Origin of the sequence: Streptomyces atratus, assembly GCF_900119365.1 — a bacterium.
Taxonomy (GTDB): Bacteria; Actinomycetota; Actinomycetes; order Streptomycetales; family Streptomycetaceae; genus Streptomyces; species Streptomyces atratus_B.
This window is the reverse complement of sequence record NZ_FPJO01000021.1, coordinates 44,048-64,338: the sequence shown is the minus strand read 5'-3', so window position 1 is coordinate 64,338 and position 20,291 is coordinate 44,048. Positions and strand designations below refer to the sequence as shown.

20 protein-coding genes are annotated in these 20,291 nt (G+C 71.2%); 10 read left to right on the top strand and 10 right to left on the bottom strand.

The window, feature by feature from the left end:
* Positions 1-70: 70 nt before the first annotated feature.
* Both BT364_RS28550 and BT364_RS28545 read left to right on the top strand, forming a co-directional pair.
* Positions 71-2,185 (top strand): hypothetical protein, encoded by a 2,115-nt coding sequence (locus BT364_RS28550; protein WP_072488120.1) that lies wholly within the window; start codon positions 71-73, stop codon positions 2,183-2,185.
* Entirely contained in the window at positions 2,178-3,743 is a 1,566-nt protein-coding gene (locus BT364_RS28545) for a type 1 periplasmic-binding domain-containing protein (RefSeq protein WP_072488119.1), read from the top strand. The genes BT364_RS28550 and BT364_RS28545 overlap by 8 nt, the downstream gene beginning before the upstream one ends.
* A 6-nt stretch (positions 3,744-3,749) precedes the next feature.
* Here the strand turns inward: BT364_RS28545 and BT364_RS28540 are convergent, their stop codons facing one another.
* The 8 genes from BT364_RS28540 to hemL form a co-directional block, all read right to left on the bottom strand.
* Positions 3,750-4,277 (bottom strand): SRPBCC domain-containing protein, encoded by a 528-nt coding sequence (locus BT364_RS28540; protein WP_072488118.1) that lies wholly within the window; start codon positions 4,275-4,277, stop codon positions 3,750-3,752.
* A gap of 50 nt (positions 4,278-4,327) precedes the next feature.
* A complete protein-coding gene (gene ccsB / locus BT364_RS28535; RefSeq protein WP_072488117.1) occupies positions 4,328-5,422 on the bottom strand; it encodes a c-type cytochrome biogenesis protein CcsB in 1,095 nt (364 codons plus the stop codon).
* Positions 5,419-7,209, bottom strand: a complete 1,791-nt coding sequence (resB, locus tag BT364_RS28530) for a cytochrome c biogenesis protein ResB (RefSeq protein WP_072488116.1) — start codon at positions 7,207-7,209, stop codon at positions 5,419-5,421. The genes ccsB and resB overlap by 4 nt, the downstream gene beginning before the upstream one ends.
* Positions 7,210-7,214: 5 nt before the next feature.
* Positions 7,215-7,979, bottom strand: coding sequence for a cytochrome c biogenesis CcdA family protein (locus BT364_RS28525; protein WP_072488115.1), 765 nt, complete (start codon positions 7,977-7,979; stop codon positions 7,215-7,217).
* Positions 7,980-7,983: 4 nt separating this feature from the next.
* A complete protein-coding gene (locus tag BT364_RS28520) occupies positions 7,984-8,595 on the bottom strand; it encodes a TlpA family protein disulfide reductase (protein WP_072488114.1) in 612 nt (203 codons plus the stop codon).
* A 67-nt stretch (positions 8,596-8,662) separates the two neighbouring features.
* A complete protein-coding gene (locus tag BT364_RS28515) occupies positions 8,663-9,913 on the bottom strand; it encodes a polysaccharide deacetylase family protein (RefSeq protein ID WP_072488113.1) in 1,251 nt (416 codons plus the stop codon).
* Positions 9,914-10,237: 324 nt separating this feature from the next.
* Positions 10,238-10,954, bottom strand: coding sequence for a histidine phosphatase family protein (locus tag BT364_RS28510; protein ID WP_072488112.1), 717 nt, complete (start codon positions 10,952-10,954; stop codon positions 10,238-10,240).
* Complete coding sequence (gene hemL / locus BT364_RS28505; RefSeq protein ID WP_371268660.1) at positions 10,951-12,267, bottom strand: glutamate-1-semialdehyde 2,1-aminomutase; 1,317 nt, start codon at positions 12,265-12,267, stop codon at positions 10,951-10,953. The genes BT364_RS28510 and hemL overlap by 4 nt, the downstream gene beginning before the upstream one ends.
* Positions 12,268-12,385: 118 nt before the next feature.
* Between hemL and BT364_RS43375 the strand changes: the two genes are divergently transcribed.
* A complete protein-coding gene (locus tag BT364_RS43375) occupies positions 12,386-12,559 on the top strand; it encodes a hypothetical protein (protein ID WP_256260257.1) in 174 nt (57 codons plus the stop codon).
* Positions 12,550-12,987 carry a hypothetical protein gene (locus tag BT364_RS28500; RefSeq protein ID WP_256260256.1) on the top strand — a complete coding sequence of 146 codons (438 nt, stop codon included), beginning with the start codon at positions 12,550-12,552 and terminating at the stop codon, positions 12,985-12,987. The genes BT364_RS43375 and BT364_RS28500 overlap by 10 nt, the downstream gene beginning before the upstream one ends.
* Before the next feature lie 136 nt (positions 12,988-13,123).
* Here BT364_RS28500 and BT364_RS28495 read toward each other — a convergent pair whose 3' ends face one another.
* Entirely contained in the window at positions 13,124-13,681 is a 558-nt protein-coding gene (locus BT364_RS28495) for an NAD(P)H-dependent oxidoreductase (protein ID WP_072488109.1), read from the bottom strand.
* 121 nt (positions 13,682-13,802) lie between these two features.
* Between BT364_RS28495 and BT364_RS28490 the strand changes: the two genes are divergently transcribed.
* The 5 genes from BT364_RS28490 (at position 13,803) to BT364_RS28470 (ending at position 18,773) form a co-directional block, all read left to right on the top strand.
* Positions 13,803-14,456, top strand: a complete 654-nt coding sequence (locus tag BT364_RS28490; protein ID WP_072488108.1) for a TetR/AcrR family transcriptional regulator — start codon at positions 13,803-13,805, stop codon at positions 14,454-14,456.
* 156 nt (positions 14,457-14,612) lie between these two features.
* On the top strand, positions 14,613-15,614 hold the full coding sequence (locus BT364_RS28485) for an Acg family FMN-binding oxidoreductase (protein WP_072488107.1): 1,002 nt from the start codon (positions 14,613-14,615) through the stop codon (positions 15,612-15,614).
* Between the two features lie 40 nt (positions 15,615-15,654).
* Positions 15,655-16,539, top strand: a complete 885-nt coding sequence (locus tag BT364_RS28480; protein WP_072488106.1) for a universal stress protein — start codon at positions 15,655-15,657, stop codon at positions 16,537-16,539.
* Positions 16,540-16,632: 93 nt separating this feature from the next.
* Entirely contained in the window at positions 16,633-17,769 is a 1,137-nt protein-coding gene (locus BT364_RS28475; protein WP_072488105.1) for a hypothetical protein, read from the top strand.
* 203 nt (positions 17,770-17,972) lie between these two features.
* On the top strand, positions 17,973-18,773 hold the full coding sequence (locus BT364_RS28470; protein WP_072488104.1) for a helix-turn-helix domain-containing protein: 801 nt from the start codon (positions 17,973-17,975) through the stop codon (positions 18,771-18,773).
* Between the two features lie 38 nt (positions 18,774-18,811).
* Here BT364_RS28470 and BT364_RS28465 read toward each other — a convergent pair whose 3' ends face one another.
* Entirely contained in the window at positions 18,812-19,249 is a 438-nt protein-coding gene (locus tag BT364_RS28465; protein WP_072488103.1) for a GNAT family N-acetyltransferase, read from the bottom strand.
* A gap of 169 nt (positions 19,250-19,418) precedes the next feature.
* On the opposite strand from BT364_RS28465, the gene BT364_RS28460 reads away from it, so the two are divergent.
* Positions 19,419-20,273, top strand: coding sequence for an NAD(P)H-binding protein (locus BT364_RS28460; RefSeq protein WP_072488102.1), 855 nt, complete (start codon positions 19,419-19,421; stop codon positions 20,271-20,273).
* Positions 20,274-20,291: the final 18 nt, after the last annotated feature.

The following is a 20,291-nucleotide window of genomic DNA, read 5'->3' as shown; positions in this document are numbered from 1 at the left end:
CCAACACCCGGGCGATATCCTCGTGTTGACGGTGCGGCAGACCGGATGGAGCGTCGACGCTGGGGGTGCTGTGGAGAGAGAGCTGTACGGGCGCGAGGCGATTTTCGGCAACGACGGACTTGCGGCGCGCCTGACCGGCCTCACTCCGTACGGCTCCGCCCGGGTCGTCTACGAGCACCGCGACGATCCCCCGGTGACCGTGCTGACCGGCGGCCGGGGCATGGGCAAGACGGCCGTCCTCAAGCAACTGCGCCATCTGTACCGGGAGATCACCCCGGTCGCCCTGGTCGACTGCGAGGCCGTCGTGGCGCCCGAGGACGCGGGCCCCGGCTGGACCCCGGTCACCGGCGCGCTGCCGGAGTTCGCCACCCAGCTGACGGCCAAGGTGCATGCCGCGCGTCCGGTGCAGTTCCCCCGGCTGAGCCTCGGGCTCGTGGCGGTCGCCTCCATCTCCTGGACCCGCGAGGACGAGACGCGGGCCCGGCGGGATCTCCAGTCGCTCGGCCCGCTGCTGGCGACCGTCGACGGCCGCGGGGACGCGGCGACCGGCTGGGTCACCAAGGTGCTGACCAAGCTGGCCGCCAGCGCCTTCGACTCGGTGGCCCCGATGGCCGGGATGATCGCGGAGGCCACGGTCGAGACGGTCCTGGAGGAATCGTTCAGCCGCTTCCAGCGCCGTTCGGCCGACTGGTACGGCGGCTACCCGCACGCGGGCGGCAACGGCCGGATCGGACTGCGGCAGCTGGCGGTCGACTTCGAGCGCGGCGGCGATCTGCGCCGCCGGGCCGAGGACCATCTGGTGCTCGCGCTCGCCGCCGACCTGGTCGCGGCGTACGGGGGCCTGGCCTGGGGAGCCCGCCGGGGCCGCCCGGTGCTGCTCGTCGACAACGCGCACACGCCGCTGGGCCGGCAGCTGGTGGAGCCCCTGCTGCGGCAGCGGGCCGCCGGGGTGCGCGACCGGATCGCGGTGTTCGCCTCCTCGCGGGTCCGGGACCACGAGGGGCTGAGCCATGCGGTGCGGCGGCGGCTGCCGGAGGTGGCGCACGCCTCGCACTGGTCCAGGGGTACGGGGGTGACCTCCGGGATCCTGGCCGTGGAGCTGACCCCGCTGGGCCCGGAGCAGGTGCGCTCCGCGTTCGACCGGTACGACCGGTCGGGCCGGATCCCGGCCGGGCTGGCCCGTGGTGTGCACCGGCTGACGGGCGGGCGTCCGCTGGCGGTGGAGCTGCTGGCGCTGGCGGCGGGCGAGGCGCCGGAGCCCGCCTCGCTGGTGCCGGGGTCGCTGCTGGACTGCATGGTGGAGGTGCGCGAGGACCGGGCGCCCTCCCCGGTGGCGGACGAGCTGCTGGCGCGGCTGCTGCCCGGGCCAGAGCAGCGGCTGGACTTCCTCAGCGTGCTGGCCGCCGCGCACGGCGAGGACTCGGCACGGCTGCTGGCGGAGAGCCGGCTGGGCCGGGGGTCGCCGGACGGCGATGTGGCGTTGCGGATGCGCGATGCGCTGCGGGCGGAGGACTGGCCGGTCGGGCCCGGCCACTTCGTCGCCGATCCGCTGCTGCGGGCCTTGCTGCTGCACCGTCTGCGGTTCCAGGACGGCGACCATCCGTCCTACGCGGTGTGGCAGGCGGTGCACGTCTCGCTGCGCGGGGCGTACGGCCCCGGCGGCCGCCGCCCGAGCGTCCCGCATCTGCTGCACCAGAAGCTGGTGCTGGGCGACGCCGAGGCGTGCGTGGGCCATCTGCGGCTGCGGTTCGACGAGCCGGACGTGACGGTGTGGCTCGACTCGCTGCGCTTCATCGCCTCGGCACCGTACCCGCGCACGCGCGGATCCGCCGGCCCCGATCCGCGGCGCGCGGTCGCGCTCGGCCGGGCCGACAACGCGCCGCCGCGGGGGCTCGAACCGGCGGCCGCCGAGCTTCATGTGCAGCTGCGCCGGCTGCTGCACGCCGTATGGCTGCTGTCCGATCCACTGGCCCTGCCGGACGAAGAGGTGATCGACAAGATGGCGCACGAACTGCGGCAACTGTCCGGCAGGCATCCGACGGGCAACAGCCTGCTGTGGGACGCGGCGACGCACTGGCCGCAGGACATCAGGGCCTGGCGTCCGCTGTCCATGTCACCGGGGGAACCGGGCACGGGCGAGGGCAGGCCGGGGCGGCGGCGGGGGAACGGCGGCCCCGATGCGTAATCCACTGCGTTACCGCCTCTGGTACACGGCCCGGCAGAAGGTCGTCACCTCGGTCGTGGTCGCCGCCCTGGTGATCACGTCCGGCTGGTACGGCATCGGCCGGCTCACCGCCCCCGAGGACCGCTCCTGCGCCCGGGGCGTCGAGCGGCCGCAGGGCAGCGACGAGTGCATCGGCGTCTCCGGTGACGGCTACGACTTCGGGCGGCCGAAGCTGTCCGAGGTCGCCGCGGCCATCGCCCGCGAGAACGACAGTCTGAAGGCCGGCCGGTACGCGACAGTCGCGCTGCTGCTTCCGCTGACGTCGACGGACGAGGCGATGCAGACGAAGATGCAGCGCGAGCTCCAGGGCGCGTTCGCCGAGCAGTACCGGGCCAACCATCTCTCCAACGAGCAGGTCCCTAAGATCCGGCTGGTGCTCGCCAACACCGGGAAGAACAACCTGCTGTGGCGGCCGGCGGTGGACCGGCTGAAGACGATGACCGGCGCCCCGGACAACCTGCGGGCCGTGTCGGGGGTCGCCACCAGCAGTACGCAGGTCAAGTCGGCCGTCAAAGAACTGACCGCCGCGCACATCGCGGTCGTCGGCACCACGATCACCGCCGACGACATCGCCAACGGCGCGAAGGGCGACCCGTTCCCCGGCCTGGCCCGGGTGTCGCCGACCAACCGGGACGAGGCGCGCGCCCTGGCCCACTTCGGGCAGGTGAGGAAGGACAAGGCGCTGCTGGTGCAGGACACCCGTACCGGGGACCACTACACGGACACACTGCGGGCCGCCTTCACCTCGCTGGTGAAGGGCACCCGCTACCAGCCGGAGCTGTTCACCTCGCGCAGCGACCCCAACGACGAGGGCACCACGGCCAACACCTTCCAGCAGATCACGCACCTGATCTGCGACACCGACGCGGAGACGGTGTTCTTCGCCGGACGCCACGTCCAGCTGCGGCAGTTCATCAATGCGCTCGGGGCCCGCGGCTGCCAGAACCGCGCGTTCACGATCCTGACCGGTGACGAGGGCTCGTACCTCGGCAGCGACAAGAAGCTCGACCGGAGCGCACTGCGCCGGAAGGTGACCGTCCGCTACGCCTCGCTGGCGCACCCGGACACCTGGGCGGCGGCGACGGGGAAGGGCCGGGCGGCCACGGGCGGTTCCCCGGCGGACTACCGCGCCTTCCTGGACCTGCTGGCCACGGTGTCGAAGAAGCCCGCGGGCCCGATCGGTCCGACGGACCACGAGGCCCTGACCGACGGCCAGGTGATCATCGCGCACGATGCGATGACGCTGGCGGTGCAGGCCGTCCGGCAGGCGACCCCGCAGGACAAGCGGCTGCCGCAGCTCGCGGACGTGGGCGAGCAGTGGCCGCGGGTGAAGGGCTCGCTGCGGGTGTCGGGGGCCAGTGGCTGGATCTGCCTGGACAACCACGGCAACCCGTACAACAAGGCGGTTCCGGTGGTGGAGCTGGCGCCCGAGGACGCCGGTCAGCGGTTCGTGTCGATCGCCTGGCCGGAGGGCACGCCGCCGGACGAGAAGTGCCTGCTGCCGTCCTCGGCGCCGTGACGCGTTTCACCGCTCGGCCGCCACGTACTCCTCACGCAGCCCGGCCCACCGGACCGGGGTCCACTTCGACCAGTCGGCGGGGTATCCGTCGAGCGCGTCCACGAGGTAGCCGAAGTGGTCGTGCCAGCCCGCCAGGCAGTCCAGGCGCAGCTCGTCGTCGCCCCGGAACCCATTGGTGAACCGCAGCAGCACATGGTCGCCGCGCGGGGGCTCCAGGTGGAAGCGGATGCGGCCGTGGAGCCCTTCGAGGGTGTACTCGGCGACCCGCTCGACGTCCCAGGCGGTGACGGTGCCGGAGGCGACCGTGGCCCGGCCCTCCTGGTCGGTGTTGAGCCAGCGGAGCGTGATCGCTCCGCCCACGCGCGGTTCGAAGGGGTCGGCGGCGGCGAGCCAGCCGCGCAGCCCCCCGGAACTGGCAACGGCTGCCCACACCCGCGGAACGGGGTGGGGCAGCCGTAGCGTGAACCTCAGAGTGTGCAGGTCCCCATGGGTTTCGCTGGTGCCGGGCTCGATGACGGGGGTCGCATCGGTCATGGTTCCAGCGTGGCCCGGTGGTGCGGGATCCGCACCCGTGCGGAAGGTTCTCAGACGCCGGCGTAGGAGTGCTTGCCGGTGACGAAGATGTTCACGCCGTAGTAGTTGAAGAGCCAGCAGCCGAAGGCGATCAGCGCCAGGTAGGCGGCCTTGCGGCCCTTCCAGCCCGCGGTGGCGCGTGCGTGCAGGTAGCAGGCGTACGCGACCCAGGTGATGAAGGACCAGACCTCCTTGGGGTCCCAGCCCCAGTAGCGGCCCCATGCGTCGCCCGCCCAGATGGCGCCCGCGATGATCGTGAACGTCCACAGCGGGAAGACGGCGGCGTTGATGCGGTACGAGAACTTGTCGAGCGAGGCGGCGGCGGGCAGCCGGGAGAGCACGGACTGGGCGAACGAACCGGGCTGCCCGCCACTGGCGAGCTTGTTCTCGTAGCTGTCGCGGAAGAGGTAGAGCAGGGTGGCGACCGCGCCGAGGTAGAAGACGGCGCCGCAGAGGATGGCGGTGGAGACGTGGATCCACAGCCAGTACGAGTGCAGCGCGGGCACCAGCTGGTCGCTGTCGGTGTAGAGCCATGTGGTCGCGATGCCGAGGTCCAGCAGGACGGTGGTGACCAGGAGCAGCCCCATCCAGCGGACGTTCTTCTTCAGCGCGAGCAGGGTCAGGTACGCGCCGACCGCCACCGTGGAGAAGGTGATGGAGAACTCGTACATGTTGCCCCAGGGGGCACGCTGCACGGACAGTGCGCGGGCGATGACTCCGCCGGCCTGCACGAGGAAGGCGAGCACGGTCATGGAGACCGCCATCCGCCCGTAGAGGTCGCCCTTGAACGTGCCGCCGGCCGCGCCGGGCCCGTCCGGCACGTCGCGGGTACCGGCCGCCGAGCGCGTGACGACCTTCGGGCGGTCCAGTACGGCGGTGCCGCCGCCCTTCTGCGCGACCTGCACCTTCACCGAGCCACCGGCGCCCGCGCCCTCGGCCCCGGCCCCGGTCAGCGCGGCGGCGGTGCGGCCGACCTTGCTGCGGCTGCCGAACACCCATTCCGCGATGTGCGCGAAGAACGCCAGGGTGTAGACGGCCATCGACGAATAGATCAGTACATTGCTGGTGTGCGCCAGGTTCTCGTTGGTTGCGGCGGCGAGATTCACTTCTCAGCCCCTTCGGCAGGTTCTTCGGAGGATTCTTCGACGGAGTCGGAATCCGGTTCGGGGGATGAACCGGGCTCGGTATCGGTGCCGGGCGCGGTATCGGTCTCGGGCGCTGTGGGCGCCGAGGCGATGAGCGTGACCGCGAGATCGGCCAGCTCCTCGGGAAGCTTCGCGGACTCGCTGCGGCCGAGACCCGCCATTTCGACGACCGTGACGCCGTCCGCACCGGGGGTCACCCGCACCCAGACCCGGCGCCGCTGGATGAAGAGCGAGCCCGCGAGTCCGGCGATCGCGGCGACGGCTCCGGTGAGCGCCCAGCCGCTGGCCGGCTGCTCCGAGATCTGGAAGCTGGCCCACTCCTGGATGCCTTCGAAGGTGATGGAGCCCGCGCCGTCGGGCAGCTTCATCGTCTCGCCGACCAGCAGGCGCTGCTTGAGCTGCTTGCCGTCGGCGTCCTTGAACTCCGTCATCTTGGTCTTGTCCAGCTGGTACACGTTCTGCGCCAGCCCGGAGTCCGGCCCGAGGTAGCCGTGGAAGCCGTTGAGGGCCAGTACGGGCATGTCGGGGGCCGGGAACTGCGAGAACATCGTGCCCTTGCCGCTGCCGGCGAAGGTCGGTACGAAGAACGCCTGGAAGCCCAGCTGGGTCTTCTTGCCGTTCTTGTCGCGGTAGCCGTCGAAGACCTTGATCGCACCGGTCGAGGTGACGTTGTTGTCGATGGGCAGCAGCGGCACCGCGTTGCGGTAGACCTCCTTGCCCTTGCCGTCCTTGACCGAGACGACCGGCGCGTAGCCGTGCGCGTTGAGATAGACCTTGGTGCCGTCGACGACGAGGGGCTCGTTGACCCTGATGACGGTCTTCTGCGGCTTGCCGTACGCGCCCTTCTCGTACGTCACATGGGCCTCGTAGGTCCTGGGCGTACCGATCTGGGGGCCACTGCGCTCGTACGTGCCGGTGAACTTGTCGAGCGTGAAGCTGAACGGGGCGAGCGAGTCGGCGTCGAAGAGCGAGCCGGACTTGAAGTCGTCGTACTGGGTGAGCGTGTTGGAGAAGCCGTCGCCCTCGACGATCAGCTTGCCGCCCTCGGACTTGAAGAGCTGCCCGAAGGCGAACGCCACCAGCATCACGATCAGGGCGACATGGAAGACCAGGTTCCCGGCCTCGCGCAGATAGCCCTTCTCCGCGGCGACCGCGTCGCCCACGGTGTGCGCGCGGTAGCGGCGCTTGCGCATCATCGCGAGCGCGGCCTCGCGGACCTGCTCGGGCTCGGCCTCGGTGCGCCAGGTGGTGTACGCGGGCAGCCTGGTCAGGCGCTTGGGGGCGCCCGGCGGCCGGCTGCGCAGCTGGCCGATGAACTGGCCGGTGCGCGGCACGATGCAGCCGATGAGCGAGATGAACAGCAGGATGTAGATCGCGGAGAACCACACCGAGCTGTAGACGTCGAAGAACTGGAGCTTCTCGTAGATCGGCGAGACGGTGGTGTGGGCCTTCTTGAAGGTCTCCACCTTCAGCTCGTCCACGCTGTTCTGCGGGATCAGCGAGCCGGGGATGGCGCCGAGCGAGAGCAGGAAGAGCAGGATCAGCGCGACCCGCATGGAGGTGAGCTGCCGCCAGAACCAGCGGGCCCAGCCGATGACGCCCATGGCGGGCAGGCCGGCCGCGCTCTCCTCGATCGGGGCGGTGGAGAGCTGGGAGCCGGCGGCGCCCAGCTCGCGGGCGTTCTCCCGGTCCCGCTCGTCCGGGCGCTCGCGCTCCGGGGCGGGGGGGTTGGACTTGGTGTTGCTCATGGAACTCAGATCCCCACCGTGAAGCCGTTGGACCAGCCCTGCAATTGCTGCATCATCGTGCCCCACACACCGGTCAGCAGGAGCAGACCGGTCGCGATCATCATGACGCCGCCGATGCGCATGACCCATGCGTAGTGCCGCTTGACCCAGCCGAACGCGCCGAGCGCCTTGCGGAAGGCGACTGCCGCGAGCACGAAGGGCAGACCGAGCCCGAGGCAGTACGCGACGGTCAGTATCGCCCCGCGTCCGGCTGTGCCCTGGTTCATCGCGAGGATGCTCACCGAACTGAGCGTCGGGCCGAGGCACGGGGTCCAGCCGATCCCGAAGAGGGCGCCCAGCACGGGTGCGCCCGCCAGCCCGGTCACCGGCCTCTTGTGGATACGGAACTCACGCTGCGTCATCCAGGGCATCAGGCCCATGAAGAAGATCCCCATCAGGATCATCAGCACGCCGAGGATCTTGGTGAGCGTCTCGCTGTGGTCCTGGAGGGTCTGGCCGAAGAAGCCGAAGAGAGCGCCGCCGGAGACGAACACGGCGGTGAAGCCGAGCACGAAGAGCGAGGCGCCCGCGACCATCCGCCCGCGCCGGGCCTGCGCCAGGTCCGTGCCGCTGACCCCGGTGACGTAACTGAGGTAACCGGGGACGAGCGGCAGGACGCACGGCGAGAAGAACGAGACGAGCCCGGCGAGTACGGCGACGGGCAGGGCGACGATCAGCGCCCCGTCCACGATGGTCGGGTTCTCGCCCTGGAGCGCGGCAAGGGTGTGCACGGAATCACTTCTCCGCGATCAGCGGGTCGATCATCTTGTGCAGCTTGTCGGAGTCGAGCGCGGTCAGCGAACGGGCGGCGATCTTGCCGTCCCGGTCCAGCACCACGGTCGACGGAATGGCCTGCGGACGCAGCGTGCCCTTGGGGAAGCGGAGCATGAGCTTGCCGGTCGGGTCGTAGAGGCTCGGGTAGGGGACCCCGTAGTCCTTCTCGAAGCTGATCGCGGGGCCCTTCTTGGCGTCCCGGGTGTTGATCCCGACGAACTGGACGTCCTTGTCCTTCGTCTCCTTCGCCACCCGCGAGAAGTACTGGGCCTCCAGGCGGCAGGGCCCGCACCACGAGCCCCACATGTTCAGTACGACGACCTTGCCCTTGTAGTCGGCGACGTCGAGCTGCTTGCCGTCGAGGGTCTCGCCGTCCAGCTTCGGGGCGGCCTTGCGGTCGCCCTTGTCCACGGTGGAGATACCGCCACTGCCCGTGACGAAGTTCGTATTGCCACCGCCTCCGGCCTTGTTGCCGTCCCCGCCGCACGCGGTCAGCGTGAGGGCGAGTGCGGCGGCCGCTGCGGGGGCGGCGAGCAGGGTGAAGCGGCGTCGGGGTGCGCGGCCATAGCTCATGTGAAAAGTTTCGCATGGCTGTTCCGACGATCTCGGGCACCCCCCTCGGTGCCCGTAAAGCCCGTTGTCAGGCTTGTTTAAAGAAGGCGTTCCAGCCGCCTTCGGGGGACTGCCCGACCCCCAGCGTGCGGAGCTTGTCGAGTACGGCCGGGGTCTGGACGTCGAGCCAGTCGACGAACTGCCGGAAGGAGACGAGCCGCACATCCGGCTTGCCCGCGATTTTCTTGAGCACTTCCTCGACGGCGTCCATGTAGATGCCGCCGTTCCACTCCTCGAAGTGGTTTCCGATGTAGAAGGGCGCGCGATTCGTCGAGTACGCGCGGTTGAAACCGGAGAGGTACGACTGAGTGGCCTGCTCGCGCCATTCGGGATAGCGCGAGGGCATGCCCTTGGTCGAATTCAGCGACTGGTTGGCGAGGATGTTGTAGTCCATCGAGAGGACCTCGAAGGTGTGCCCGGGGAACGGCATGGCCTGGAGCGGCAGATCCCAGACACCCTCCCGCTTCTTGGGCCAGACCTGGGTGCCACCGGGTGAGCTGGCGTCGTAGCGCCAGCCGAGCTTGCTCGCCGTGGGCAGCAGATTCTCCTGGCCGAGCAGACAGGGGGCGCGGCCGCCGACCAGTTCCTTGCGGTAGTCGAAGGGCAGCGGATCGAGGTCGGTCCAGCCGGTGTTCGTACGCCATTCGGTGACGAAGGAGACCGCCTGATCGATTTCGTTCCGCCACTGGGCGGAGGACCAGTTCGCGACCGATCCGGAACCGCTGCAGAAATGCCCGTTGAAGTGGGTTCCGATCTCGTGCCCGTCAAGCCAGGCCTGACGGACGTTCTTCAGCGTCTCCTTGATGTGACCGTCGGTGAGATATCCGATGTCGGAAGCGCCGACGGGGTTGTTGGGCGGCCGGTACATGGACTTCTTCGACTCGGGCAGCAGATAGAGCCCGGACAGGAAGAAGGTCATCGCCGCGTCATGATCCTTGGCGAGTTCCAGAAAGCGCGGGAAGAGTCCGTTGCCGACCTCGCCCGCCCCGTCCCAGGAGAAGATCACGAACTGCGGCGGCGTCTGACCGGGTTCGAGCGGGACCGGCTTGGCGGGCTGATGCGGCTGCTTCCCGGTGTCCGCGGTGGAACCGTCCCCGATCTTCCGCACGTCCTTCTTCGCGGACCCGGTTCCGCGAGTGCTTCCGTCGGAACCCTTCTCCCCCGTGGTCCCCGACCGGCTCCCGCCCGAGGAACCGAAGGCGCCGCAGCCCGCCACTCCGACGGCGGCGGCAGTTCCAAGCCCGGCTCCGAGCAGACCCCTTCGGCTGATGTCACGCATGATTACCCCATCTGCGGTCGTTTTGCCTTATTTTCATACAAACCGGCGAAGGCTTAGATGAGGGATTCGACACGGGGGTTCCGCGAATTAGTACGTGATTCTTTGCGTGACCAGGCCACCAGCCATGGTCGAACACATGACCTAGCAGGTGGCGCGGGGCGGGAGCAGCGCTTCAACCACCACCGAAGACAGCAATCGCCGGACGGGTGAAAGATCAAGCCCGTCCGGCGATTGAGGACAAAACGTCGACCGAGGTCGAATCGGCACCCGCCGACCGGGACCGGGGCCCCCGCACCCCGCTCGCCCCGCCGGCCCGTCGGCCGGCTACGCGCCGAACGCCTTCGACTTCCCCTTCACCGGCTTCGCCCCGGCCCGCAGATGCGCCGGCACCAGGTCCCGCGCCGGCTCCGAGTACCCGACCGACACGATCTTGTCGCCCTGGTACGTGAAGGTGGTCAGCGAGGCGAGGGTGCACTGCCGCTTGCGCGGGTCGTGCCAGAGCCGCCGCCGCTCGACGAAGCTCCGCACGATCCAGATCGGCAGCTGGTGGCTGACGCAGACCGCCTCGTGGCCGCGGGCCGCGTCGCGCGCGGCGTCCAGCGCGCCCATCATCCGTACGACCTGCTCGATGTACGGCTCGCCCCACGACGGCCGGAACGGGTTCGTCAGGTGCTTCCAGTTGTCCGGCTTGCGCAGCGCGCCGTCGCCGACGCCGAAGGTCTTGCCCTCGAAGACGTTGGCCGCCTCGATGAGCCGCGCGTCGGTGGCCGGCCCCAGGCCGTGCGTCTTGGCGATCGGCGTGGCCGTCTCCTGGGCGCGCTCCAGCGGGGAGGCGACGACATGGGTGATGTCGCGGCCCGCGAGGTGCTCGGCGACCCGGTCGGCCATCTGCCGGCCGAGTTCGGAGAGGTGGTAGCCGGGGCGGCGGCCGTAGAGCACGCCCTCCGGGTTGTGCACCTCGCCGTGCCGCATCAGGTGGACGACGGTGATGTCCTTGTCCTTGCGGCCTCCGTCTTCCTTGCGGTTTCCGTTCTCGCTCATGCGGTGGCCTCCGAGGCGGCGCGGGCGGCAGCGGGCAGGGCGGCGGCGATGCGCTCGACGGCCCGCGTGTCGTGGGCGGTGGAGACGAACCAGGACTCGAAGGCCGACGGCGGCAGGTAGACGCCCTGCGACAGCAGCGAGTGGAAGAAGGCGGTGAAGCGGAAAGCTTCCTGCTGCTTGGCGTCCTCGTAGTTCCGCACCGGGCGGTCGGTGAAGAAGACGGAGAACATGTTGCTCGCCGCCTGCACCGTGTGCGCCACGCCTTCCTTGGCCAGCGCCTCGCTGACCAGGCCTCGGATCTCCGCGGAGACCGCGTCCACCTTGGCGTACGCCGCGTCGTCGAGCAGTCGCAGCTGGGCGAGACCGGCGGCGGTGGCGATCGGGTTCCCGGAGAGGGTGCCCGCCTGGTAGACGGGGCCGACCGGGGCGAGGTGGGCCATCACGTCCGCGCGCCCGCCGAAGGCCGCGGCCGGGAAGCCGCCGCCCATGACCTTGCCGAAGGTCATCAGGTCGGGCCGCACCCCGTCGACGCCGAACCAGCCGGCCTTCGACGTACGGAACCCGGTCATGACCTCGTCGGAGATGTAGAGCGCACCGCCCGCGGCGCAGAGCTCCTTGAGCCCGGCGTTGAAACCGTCCAGCGGCGGTACGACGCCCATGTTGCCCGGCGACGCCTCGGTGATCACGCAGGCGATCTCGCCGGGGTGCGCGGCGAACGCCTCGCGGACGGCGTCCAGGTCGTTGTACGGCAGCACGATCGTGTCGCCGGCCTGCGCGCCGGTGACCCCGGGGGTGTCCGGGAGGCCGAAGGTCGCGACCCCGGATCCGGCGGCGGCGAGCAGCGCGTCGACGTGGCCGTGGTAGCAGCCGGCGAACTTCACCACCTTGGCCCGGCCCGTGAACCCGCGGGCCAGCCGGATCGCGGACATGGTCGCCTCGGTGCCGGACGACACCAGTCGCACCTGCTCCACGGGCTCGATCCGGGCCACGATCTCCTCGGCGAGCGCGACCTCGCCCTCACCGGGCGTACCGAACGAGGTGCCGCGGGCGACGGCCTCCTGCACTGCGGCGATGACCTCCGGGTGGGAGTGGCCGAGGATCATCGGCCCCCACGAGCACACGAGGTCGACATACTCACGGCCGTCGGCGTCGGTGAGGTAAGGACCGCTGCCGGACACCATGAAGCGGGGCGTACCGCCCACGGCTCGGAAGGCACGGACGGGAGAGTTCACGCCGCCGGGCGTCACGAGGGACGCGCGGTCGAAAAGCGTCTGCGAAACTGGGGCGTCATAGGGAAAGCTCACACAAGCCATGGTGTCAGAGCCACGGACGGTCTTGCGGACAGGTGTTTCACCGCACGCCCGCGGGGGAGGTCACTGGCACGATGATCGGGTTGCGCGGCGGGGGCTGTGTCTCCTAAGTAGTAGTCGGGTGGATGAGATATGCATCGCGGTGGCGGAGTGGGCGAAGGGACCGACGACCTGGGGCCCGAGCCTGCCCGGCGGGGTCGGCACCGGCGTGAAGCGGAGCGCGAGCAAGGCATACGGGCCGGTGGTACGCAGGGTGGCGAAGCCGGAAGCAGGAGTGGTGGCCGGGTGGGGGTGACCTACAAGTACTTCGGTGCCCCCGACGGGGCCACCGCGGCACGCGTGCCCATTTCGATGCGCCCCGAGGAGCTCGGCGGTGACGAGCTGGGCATGGGCGGCATGTTCACCAAGATCAAGCCGGAGACGGTGGCGGCGATGGTCCTCACCGGAATACAGGGCATACCCCTGCACAGGGTCCCCCCGCTGGAACTGGTCGTGCTGCACCCCGACTACGCGGTGGTCAAGCTCCCGATGACGGTCGTCGACCCGCTGCGCGGCGTCGGCGAGGAGTCGGTGGGTGCCGCGGCGTTCATCTGGTCCACGGTCCCGGACCGCGGCGGCCCGCGCGACGCGTTCAACGTCTACCAACTCCTGCACGAGTGGCAGGACTTCTCGCACCGGCTGCACGACGCGGGGCACCAGGCGTACTGCCTGGTCTGGCCCTGACCCGGGCCCGTTCGGCGCGATGCCGTGGCGGGGCGCGCTCACCCGCCCCGGGACTGCCGGAACATGAAGACGGCGGCGGCCAAGCGTTCTCGCCCGCGCCGCCGCCGTATGCGCAGGGCCTGACAGGCCCCGGAGGTCAGGCGGCCACCGGGACGGCCGAGCGCACCTGGGCGATGACCTCGGTGATCGCGGTGACGACCTCGGCGTCGTCCGCGGGGTGGGTGTCGGCGAAGCGCGTCACGGAGCCGGGGATGGACAGCTTGACGTCCTCCAGGACCACGGCACCCGCGATGCCGACGGACTTGCGGGCGTCGTCCTGCGCCCAGACGCCGCCGTACTGACCGAAGGCGGTGCCGACCACGGCGACCGGCTTGCCGGAGACGGCGCCGGCGCCGAACGGGCGCGACAGCCAGTCGATGGCGTTCTTCAGGACGGCCGGCATGGTGCCGTTGTACTCGGGCGAGAACAGCAGGAGGGCGTCGACCCCTGCCGCCGTCTCACGCAGCCGGGCGGCGGCCGCCGGGACGCTTCCCTCGACGTCGATGTCCTCGTTGTAGAAGGGCACATCGGCCAGACCCTCGAACAGCTCGATCTCGGCGCCCTCGGGGGCGTGTTTGGCAGCGGCCTCGGCGAGCTGACGGTTGTGCGAGCCGGCGCGGAGGCTGCCGACGAGGGCGAGGATGCGTACAGACATGGGAACTCCCGGAAGGCGGCGAGGCGGTTGAGTCCAATCAAGCGGACCATGGTCCGCTTAAAGTTCTACCAGCTAAACGGACCACGGTCCACTTATTCTTCCCGGGCGTTACGCTGAGGTCATGACCGGCTCCGTCACCCCTCCCCCGAGGCTGCCCGAACCAGGAAAAGAGCGGATGAATCTCCCGCTCGCCCCGACCGATGAACCCCCGCAACTACGAGCGGACGCGGCGCGCAACCGCACGCTCCTGCTGGACGCCGCCTCCCGGCTCCTGTCCGGGTGCGGAGCGGCGGACCTGACCATGGAGTCGGTGGCCGCTGCCGCGGGAGTGGGCAAGGGAACCGTCTTCCGGCGCTTCGGCGACCGGGCCGGGCTCCTGATCGCGCTCCTGGACCACCGGGAGAAGCAACTCCAGGCCGCCTTCCTCTCCGGTCCACCGCCACTGGGCCCCGGCGCCTCGGCGGCAGATCGGCTGCACGCCTTCGGGCCCGCCGTCCTGCGCCACGAACGCGATCACCACCCGCTGATCCTGGCCAGCCGGACCGACCCGCTGCGCAACTACGCCGTCCCGGCGCTCCATCTGCGCATCAACCACATCGCGATGCTGCTGCGGCAGGCCGACGTGCCCGGCGATCCGGAACTGCTGGCGCACACCCTGCTCGGCTCCATCGACACCGCCCTCGTCCACCACCTCACCACCGAGCGCGGCATGCCCCTGGAGCGCCTGGAGGAAGCCTGGCACCACCTGGTCACCCGGCTCGGGGCGCCCGCGTAGCCAAGCCGGCACCCCGCCCTCCTCCGCGATCCCCCGTCCGGCGAGATCCCGAAACCTGCAGGAAATACGAGCTTCGGGAGGAAAGACCCATATCGCCTCGGCTGCTCTTGATACATGCTGGAGAGACATCGACAGTTCCCGACCTCCGGGGGTCCGATGTCCACCGAGACACTCACCGACGCCGTGGTGACCGACCTCGTCGCCGACGCCACCGCCGCTCCGTCCATGCACAACGCCCAGCCCTGGCTCTTCCACTACGGGCGGCGCAGCCGCACCCTCGTCCTCCGCGCCGACTTCGAGCGCCGGATGCCGGAGGCCGACCCCTCCACCCGCGCCCTTCACATCGGCTGCGGCGCGGCCCTGCTCAACCTGCGGGTCTCCGCCGCCCACCACGGCCTGGACGCGGTCACCGCGCTGCTGCCCTCGCCGTCGGAGCCGGCCCTCCTGGCCTCCGTACGCCTGGACGACCGCCCCGACACCCCCCTCGGGCCGGCCGACGAGGCGCTCCGCGCGCTCCATCCCGCGATCGCGGACCGGCACACCAGCCGCTATCCGTTCGACGAGCAGGCGATCCCCGACGACGTACGGGCGCGCCTCGCAGCGGCAGCCGGTGCCGAGGGCGCGGACTTCGCGTTCCTGACCGGGCCCCATCTGGAGACCGTGCTCGGCCTGATCCGGGACGCCGAGGGGTACGACCGCAGGGACCCGGCACGGGAGGCCGAGCAGGAGCACTGGACCCGGTACACGAAGTCCGACGCGCCGGTCGACGGCATCCCCGACTACGCCTTCGGCCCCCGCGACGCCGCCGAGCGGGCGACCAACCGCGACTTCGCCGGCACCGCACCCCTCGTCGGCCGGTCCCGTGTCCTGTTCGAGCGCCGGCCCCAGCTGGCCCTGCTGAGCACCGGGGGCGACCGCCCGGCGGACTGGCTGCGCGCCGGTCAGGCGCTGGAGCGCGTCCTGCTCACCGCCACGCTGGAGCAGGTGTCCACCTCGTTCGCGACCCAGCCCCTGGAATGGCCGGACCTGCGCTGGGTCCTGCGCGAACCGGTCCACGGCGCCGGGCACCCCCAGATGATCATCCGTCTGGGATACGGGCCCACCGGGCCGCGCACGCCGCGCCGCCCCCTGGACCGGGTGCTGACGATCGAACCGTAGGAACGCCCGGAAGAGGCCCCGAGAGAAGGCGGTGTGCGCGATGCGGCTTCCCGTGGTCGTCGGAGTGGACGGATCGGAGGGCAGCCTGCGGGCCCTGGACTGGGCCGCGGCGGAAGCCGCACGCTCCCGGCTCCCCCTGCGCATCGTGCACGCCTCGCTGTGGGAGCACTACGAGGGGCTGCGGCCCGGCGCCGACAACGAGCACCCCGGCGAACAGGCCCTCGCCGAGCATCTCGTCGCCTCGGCCCGGGACCGCGTGCGGGACCTCAGGCCCGAGGTGGGCGTGGTGTCCGATGTGCAGCCCGAGGACCCGGTGGCCGCACTCGTACGGGAGAGCCACAAGGCGGCACTCGTCGTCCTGGGGTCCCGGGGCCGGGGCCGGATCGGCGGAATGCTCCTCGGCTCCGTCGGACTCTCGCTGGCCGGCCGGTCCCACTGCCCGGTCGTGGTGATTCCCGCGGTCCCGCCGGTCGCACCGGCAGAACCCGGCCGCGTCGTCGTCGGGATCAGCGACGCCGACGCACCCTCGGCGGCGGCCGTCTTCGCACGGGCCCAGGCCGCGGCGCGCCACGCCGAGCTGGTCGCCGTACGGGCCTGGCGCCGCCCGGCACACGAGCTCCTGACCCACCCTCCCTTCCCCGGCTCCCCCGCTTCCCCGCAGCGCCGACGGGCCGAGGAGCACCTCGAAGCGGTCCTGGGGGCTATGGCCGAAGGGGACGATTCCGGAACGGTCGTCCGCCGATCGGTCGCGCAGGGACCGGCGCACCACGTACTGATCGACGCCGCCGAGGGGGCGGAACTGCTGGTCGTCGGCGCCCGGCGGAGCAGCGGATGGCACGGGCTCCAGCTGGGCCCGGTCAATCACGCGGTGCTCCATTACGCGCCCTGCCCGGTCGCCGTCGTCCCGGACACGTACCGGGGCTGATGCGCGTCGGGCCGCGGCCGTACGGTTCTCCTCGTACCGATGCACTCACGTTCGAGTCGCTGCACTCACGCACGAGGGGGAGGGCCCGCCCACATGGCCGATGCCGCCGTCGCACGCCTTGTCACCACACTCACCGCACCACTGGACCGTGTACGGGACGCGGCTGACGCCCCGGATCTCCTGCGGTGGCCCACGCCCGGTGACGGGCGGTCAGCAGGCAACCGGCGCCTGCTCGTCCAGCACGGTGACACCGAGCTGGCCGCCGTCGACCCCGATTCCCCGGACGCGGCGGCGGTCCGCTTCCCCGCGCCCTGGCCCCGCCGCTTCGGCACCTGCACGGTGGCCCCGGACGGCGGCCTCGCGGTCTTCGCCGGGGTGCACGCGGTGCGCGCCGTGGACCGGACGGGGACGGTGCGCTGGGAGGTCCGGCACGGCTGCTGGGAGGGCAGCTGCCGCACCCTCCACACCACGTACGAGGAGTACGCGACCGACCGCCGCCATCTCTACGCGGACAGCGGCTCGGCCGTGTTCTCCGCGGACGGAAACCTCGTGTGGGCCCATGTCCGCGGCCCGGTCGCCGCGTTCGGACCCGATCCGGAGGCGCTGGACGAGTGGCTGGTCCTCGACGCCGCCGACGGACGGGTGCTGGGCCGGGCGGAGGCGGAGACCGCGGCGGTCGGATCGGACCACTTCCCGCACCCCGACCCCGCCCGGATGGGGCTGTGCGTCGGCGAGGGGCAGGACGGGGTGCCGATGCTGTGGGGCAGATGGGACGGCGAGAAGCTCTCCGTCGAGCGGTTCTGCGACGACGAGCGGATCCTGACGGATGTGAGCCCCTCCGGCGACCGCTTCCTGACGGTGACTCATTACGAGGAGACCCTCGGCGTGCACCGGGCCGACGACGGTTCCGTACTGTCCGAACTCGACACCGAGCACACCGTCCCCCGCCACCCCGGGGCCGATCCCGACGACCAGGACGCCGACGAGACGCTCTGGGACTACGCGTGCGGCTTCCTCGACGAGGAGACCGTCGTCGCCGGTACGTCGGAGCGGGACGAGGAGTACGGCGAGGCGCGCCACTGGCTGGTGAGCACGGCCGGGGCGCGGATGCGGCTGACCGCGCAGCTCACGTACCCGTTCCCGGTCTCCGGCGCGCCCACGGCCCTCGGTGACGGCACCTGGTACACGGTGTCGGAGGCGGGCGACGCACTGCATGTGTGGAGCCGGTAGCCCGGCGCCGCCCTCCTCGCACCCGTACCGGGCGGCCCGGCCGGCCGAGCGCGCGATGCCGGCGGACGCCGAGGACGTCGTCGACGGCGCGTACACGAGGCTGGACCGCCTCTACGACCCCCCGGGGACAACCGGCCCCCCGCCCTCCGGCCGTCCGTCCCAGGCGCCCGCGCCGGTGGACCCCGCGCCATAGGATCGCCGTCATGGCCGGTCCTCGACGCGACACCCGGGGCATCGTCGACGCCCCCGAGCTCTTCGCCCAGGTACGTTTCCGCCGCCGTGAACCCGCCGCCGGGCTGCGGCCGTACCTGGAGCACTACTGGCTGATCGACTGGGACCTGCCCCAGCCGTACGCCTCCCACCTGGTGCCGCACCCGTCGGTGAACCTGGTCTTCCAGCGGTACGGGGACGAGGCCGATTTCGCGGAGGTCTCGGGCATCGGGCTCGATCTCTTCACGCAGAAGCTGGCGGGCCGGGGCCGGGTCTGCGGGGTGCAGTTCCGGCCCGGCGGCTTCCGGCCGTTCGCACCGGACCGGCCGGTCTCGCAGTGGACCGGGCGGCGGCTTCCGGCCGACGACGTGTTCGCCTCGCCCGCCCCGCCGTCGGACGTGCTCGGCCCGGCGGACGAGGACGCGCGGGTGGCGGCGCTCGACGCGTACCTGCTGGCGCTGGCCTCGGGGCCGGACCCGCAGGCCGAGCGCGCGATGGCACTGGTCGACCTGGTGCGCACGGACCGCACGGTGCGCCGCGTCGGCGAACTCGCCCGCATGGAAGGGGTGTCGTCGCGCTCGCTCCAGCGGCTCTTCGCCACGTACGTAGGCGTCGGCCCCAAGTGGGTCATCCTCCGCTACCGCATCCACGAGGCGCTGGAGCGGGCCGAGTCGGACCGGCAGGTGGACTGGGCGGCGCTCGCGGCGGAGCTCGGCTACAGCGACCAGGCCCACCTGACCAGGGACTTCACGGCCACGGTCGGCGTACCCCCGACGGCGTTCGCGCCGCGCTGAGCGCCCGGCCGGGGCCGACCGGGTCCGGTCGTCGGCGCTCAGTCCGAGCCGAGGGCCTTGTCGAAGTTGAACGCGACGATGTCCAGCCGCTCCCGCAGATAGAAGCGGTGGGCATCGGTGCGGTGCGTGCCCGAGTCCAGGCTGAGGTGGAGACAGCCCGCCTCCCTGGCCCGGTCCTCCAGATGCCCGAGGAGCCTCCGGCCGACCCCGGTGGAGCGGGCGCCCTCGGCGGTGACCAGGTCGTCGACGTACAGCATCCGGATCTGGCTGGTGTTGTCGATGACGCGCCACCCGGCCGCGCCCACGCAGACGCCCCGGTCGTCGTAGGCGGCGCTGAACCGCAGGCCCTGCCCGTACCCCCGCTCGTACACCTCCCGGAAGAGGTCCTCGGTGAGGTGGGGTCGGAGTTCACGCAGGACGGGAAGCAGGTCGTCGGCCAGTCTGGCGTCGCCGGGTCCGAGGTCGGTGATCTTCATGTGGGAACTGTAGAGGCGCCCCGCCCCCGCCCCGTCGGCGCCTGCGTTGCCGCCTTCGTTGCCGCCTGCCGAAAACGTTTGACGGTCGGGCACTCCTCCGGGATATTTATCTGCGCGGCGCAACTTATGCGCAGCGCAGCCATATCTTCAGAGGAGAGGTTCCTCCGTCATGCACACGCTCGTCACCGGATGCCGCGGCCGTATCGGCGCCACGCTCGTCCCGCTGCTGCACCGCGACGGCCACACCGTCCGCGCGGCCTCGCGCAAGCCCGAAGACCTCGCCGCCACGGACACCGCACTGCCCGCCGGCGTACCGGTCGTGGCCTGCGATCTCGGCGATCCGGCCACCTTCGCGGCCGCTCTCGACGGCATCGACTCCGTCTTCCTCTACGCCGAACCGTCCGGCATCGACGCCTTCCTCGCTGCCGCCGAGACCGCCGGGGTCGGCCACATCGTGCTGCTCTCGTCCAGCTCGGTCCTCGACCCGGACGCCGGGGACAACCCGATCGCCGCCTCCCACCGCGCGGTGGAGCAGGCCCTGGCCGCCTCGCCCCTCACCACGACGCTGCTCCGCCCGGGGGCCTTCGCCAGCAACGCGTACCAGTGGGCACAGTCGGTACGGGCCCACGGCTCCGTCGACCTCCCCTACCCCAACAGCTACAGCAGCCCCATCGACGGAGCGGACATCGCCGAGGCCGCCCTCGCCGTTCTCACCGACCCCCGCCTGCGGGGCGCGGCATACCACCTGACCGGCCCCGAATCGCTGACCGCCGCCGAACAGGTCGGCCTGCTGGCGGCGGCGAGCGGGCGCCCCATCACCGTCAACACCGTGTCCGGGGCGGCCTGGAAGGAGTCCATGGCCGCCCATCTGCCCGAGCCGATCGCCGATGCGCTGCTCGCGTACGCGGCCGCCACGGACGGCTCCCCGGACGAGGTGACCGGCGACATCGAGAAGCTGACCGGCCACCCGGCCCGCACCTTCGCCGCCTGGGCCGAGGAGCACGCCGCCGCCTTCCGCCCCTGACCGCGCACGCGGTCGATC

Excerpts from the sequence above, each read along its gene's own strand:
- BT364_RS28465 (WP_072488103.1), bottom strand. The coding sequence starts at position 19,249 with ATGAAGATCACCGACCTCGGACCCGGCGACGCCAGACTGGCCGACGAC.
- BT364_RS28545 (WP_072488119.1), top strand. The coding sequence starts at position 2,178 with ATGCGTAATCCACTGCGTTACCGCCTCTGGTACACGGCCCGGCAGAAG.
- BT364_RS28490 (WP_072488108.1), top strand. The coding sequence starts at position 13,803 with ATGACCGGCTCCGTCACCCCTCCCCCGAGGCTGCCCGAACCAGGAAAA.
- BT364_RS28460 (WP_072488102.1), top strand. The coding sequence starts at position 19,419 with ATGCACACGCTCGTCACCGGATGCCGCGGCCGTATCGGCGCCACGCTC.
- BT364_RS28520 (WP_072488114.1), bottom strand. The coding sequence starts at position 8,595 with ATGAGCTATGGCCGCGCACCCCGACGCCGCTTCACCCTGCTCGCCGCC.
- BT364_RS28475 (WP_072488105.1), top strand. The coding sequence starts at position 16,633 with ATGGCCGATGCCGCCGTCGCACGCCTTGTCACCACACTCACCGCACCA.
- BT364_RS28480 (WP_072488106.1), top strand. The coding sequence starts at position 15,655 with ATGCGGCTTCCCGTGGTCGTCGGAGTGGACGGATCGGAGGGCAGCCTG.
- BT364_RS28540 (WP_072488118.1), bottom strand. The coding sequence starts at position 4,277 with ATGACCGATGCGACCCCCGTCATCGAGCCCGGCACCAGCGAAACCCAT.
- BT364_RS28485 (WP_072488107.1), top strand. The coding sequence starts at position 14,613 with ATGTCCACCGAGACACTCACCGACGCCGTGGTGACCGACCTCGTCGCC.
- resB (WP_072488116.1), bottom strand. The coding sequence starts at position 7,209 with ATGAGCAACACCAAGTCCAACCCCCCCGCCCCGGAGCGCGAGCGCCCG.
- BT364_RS28495 (WP_072488109.1), bottom strand. The coding sequence starts at position 13,681 with ATGTCTGTACGCATCCTCGCCCTCGTCGGCAGCCTCCGCGCCGGCTCG.
- hemL (WP_371268660.1), bottom strand. The coding sequence starts at position 12,267 with ATGGCTTGTGTGAGCTTTCCCTATGACGCCCCAGTTTCGCAGACGCTT.
- BT364_RS28510 (WP_072488112.1), bottom strand. The coding sequence starts at position 10,954 with ATGAGCGAGAACGGAAACCGCAAGGAAGACGGAGGCCGCAAGGACAAG.
- BT364_RS28515 (WP_072488113.1), bottom strand. The coding sequence starts at position 9,913 with ATGCGTGACATCAGCCGAAGGGGTCTGCTCGGAGCCGGGCTTGGAACT.
- BT364_RS28470 (WP_072488104.1), top strand. The coding sequence starts at position 17,973 with ATGGCCGGTCCTCGACGCGACACCCGGGGCATCGTCGACGCCCCCGAG.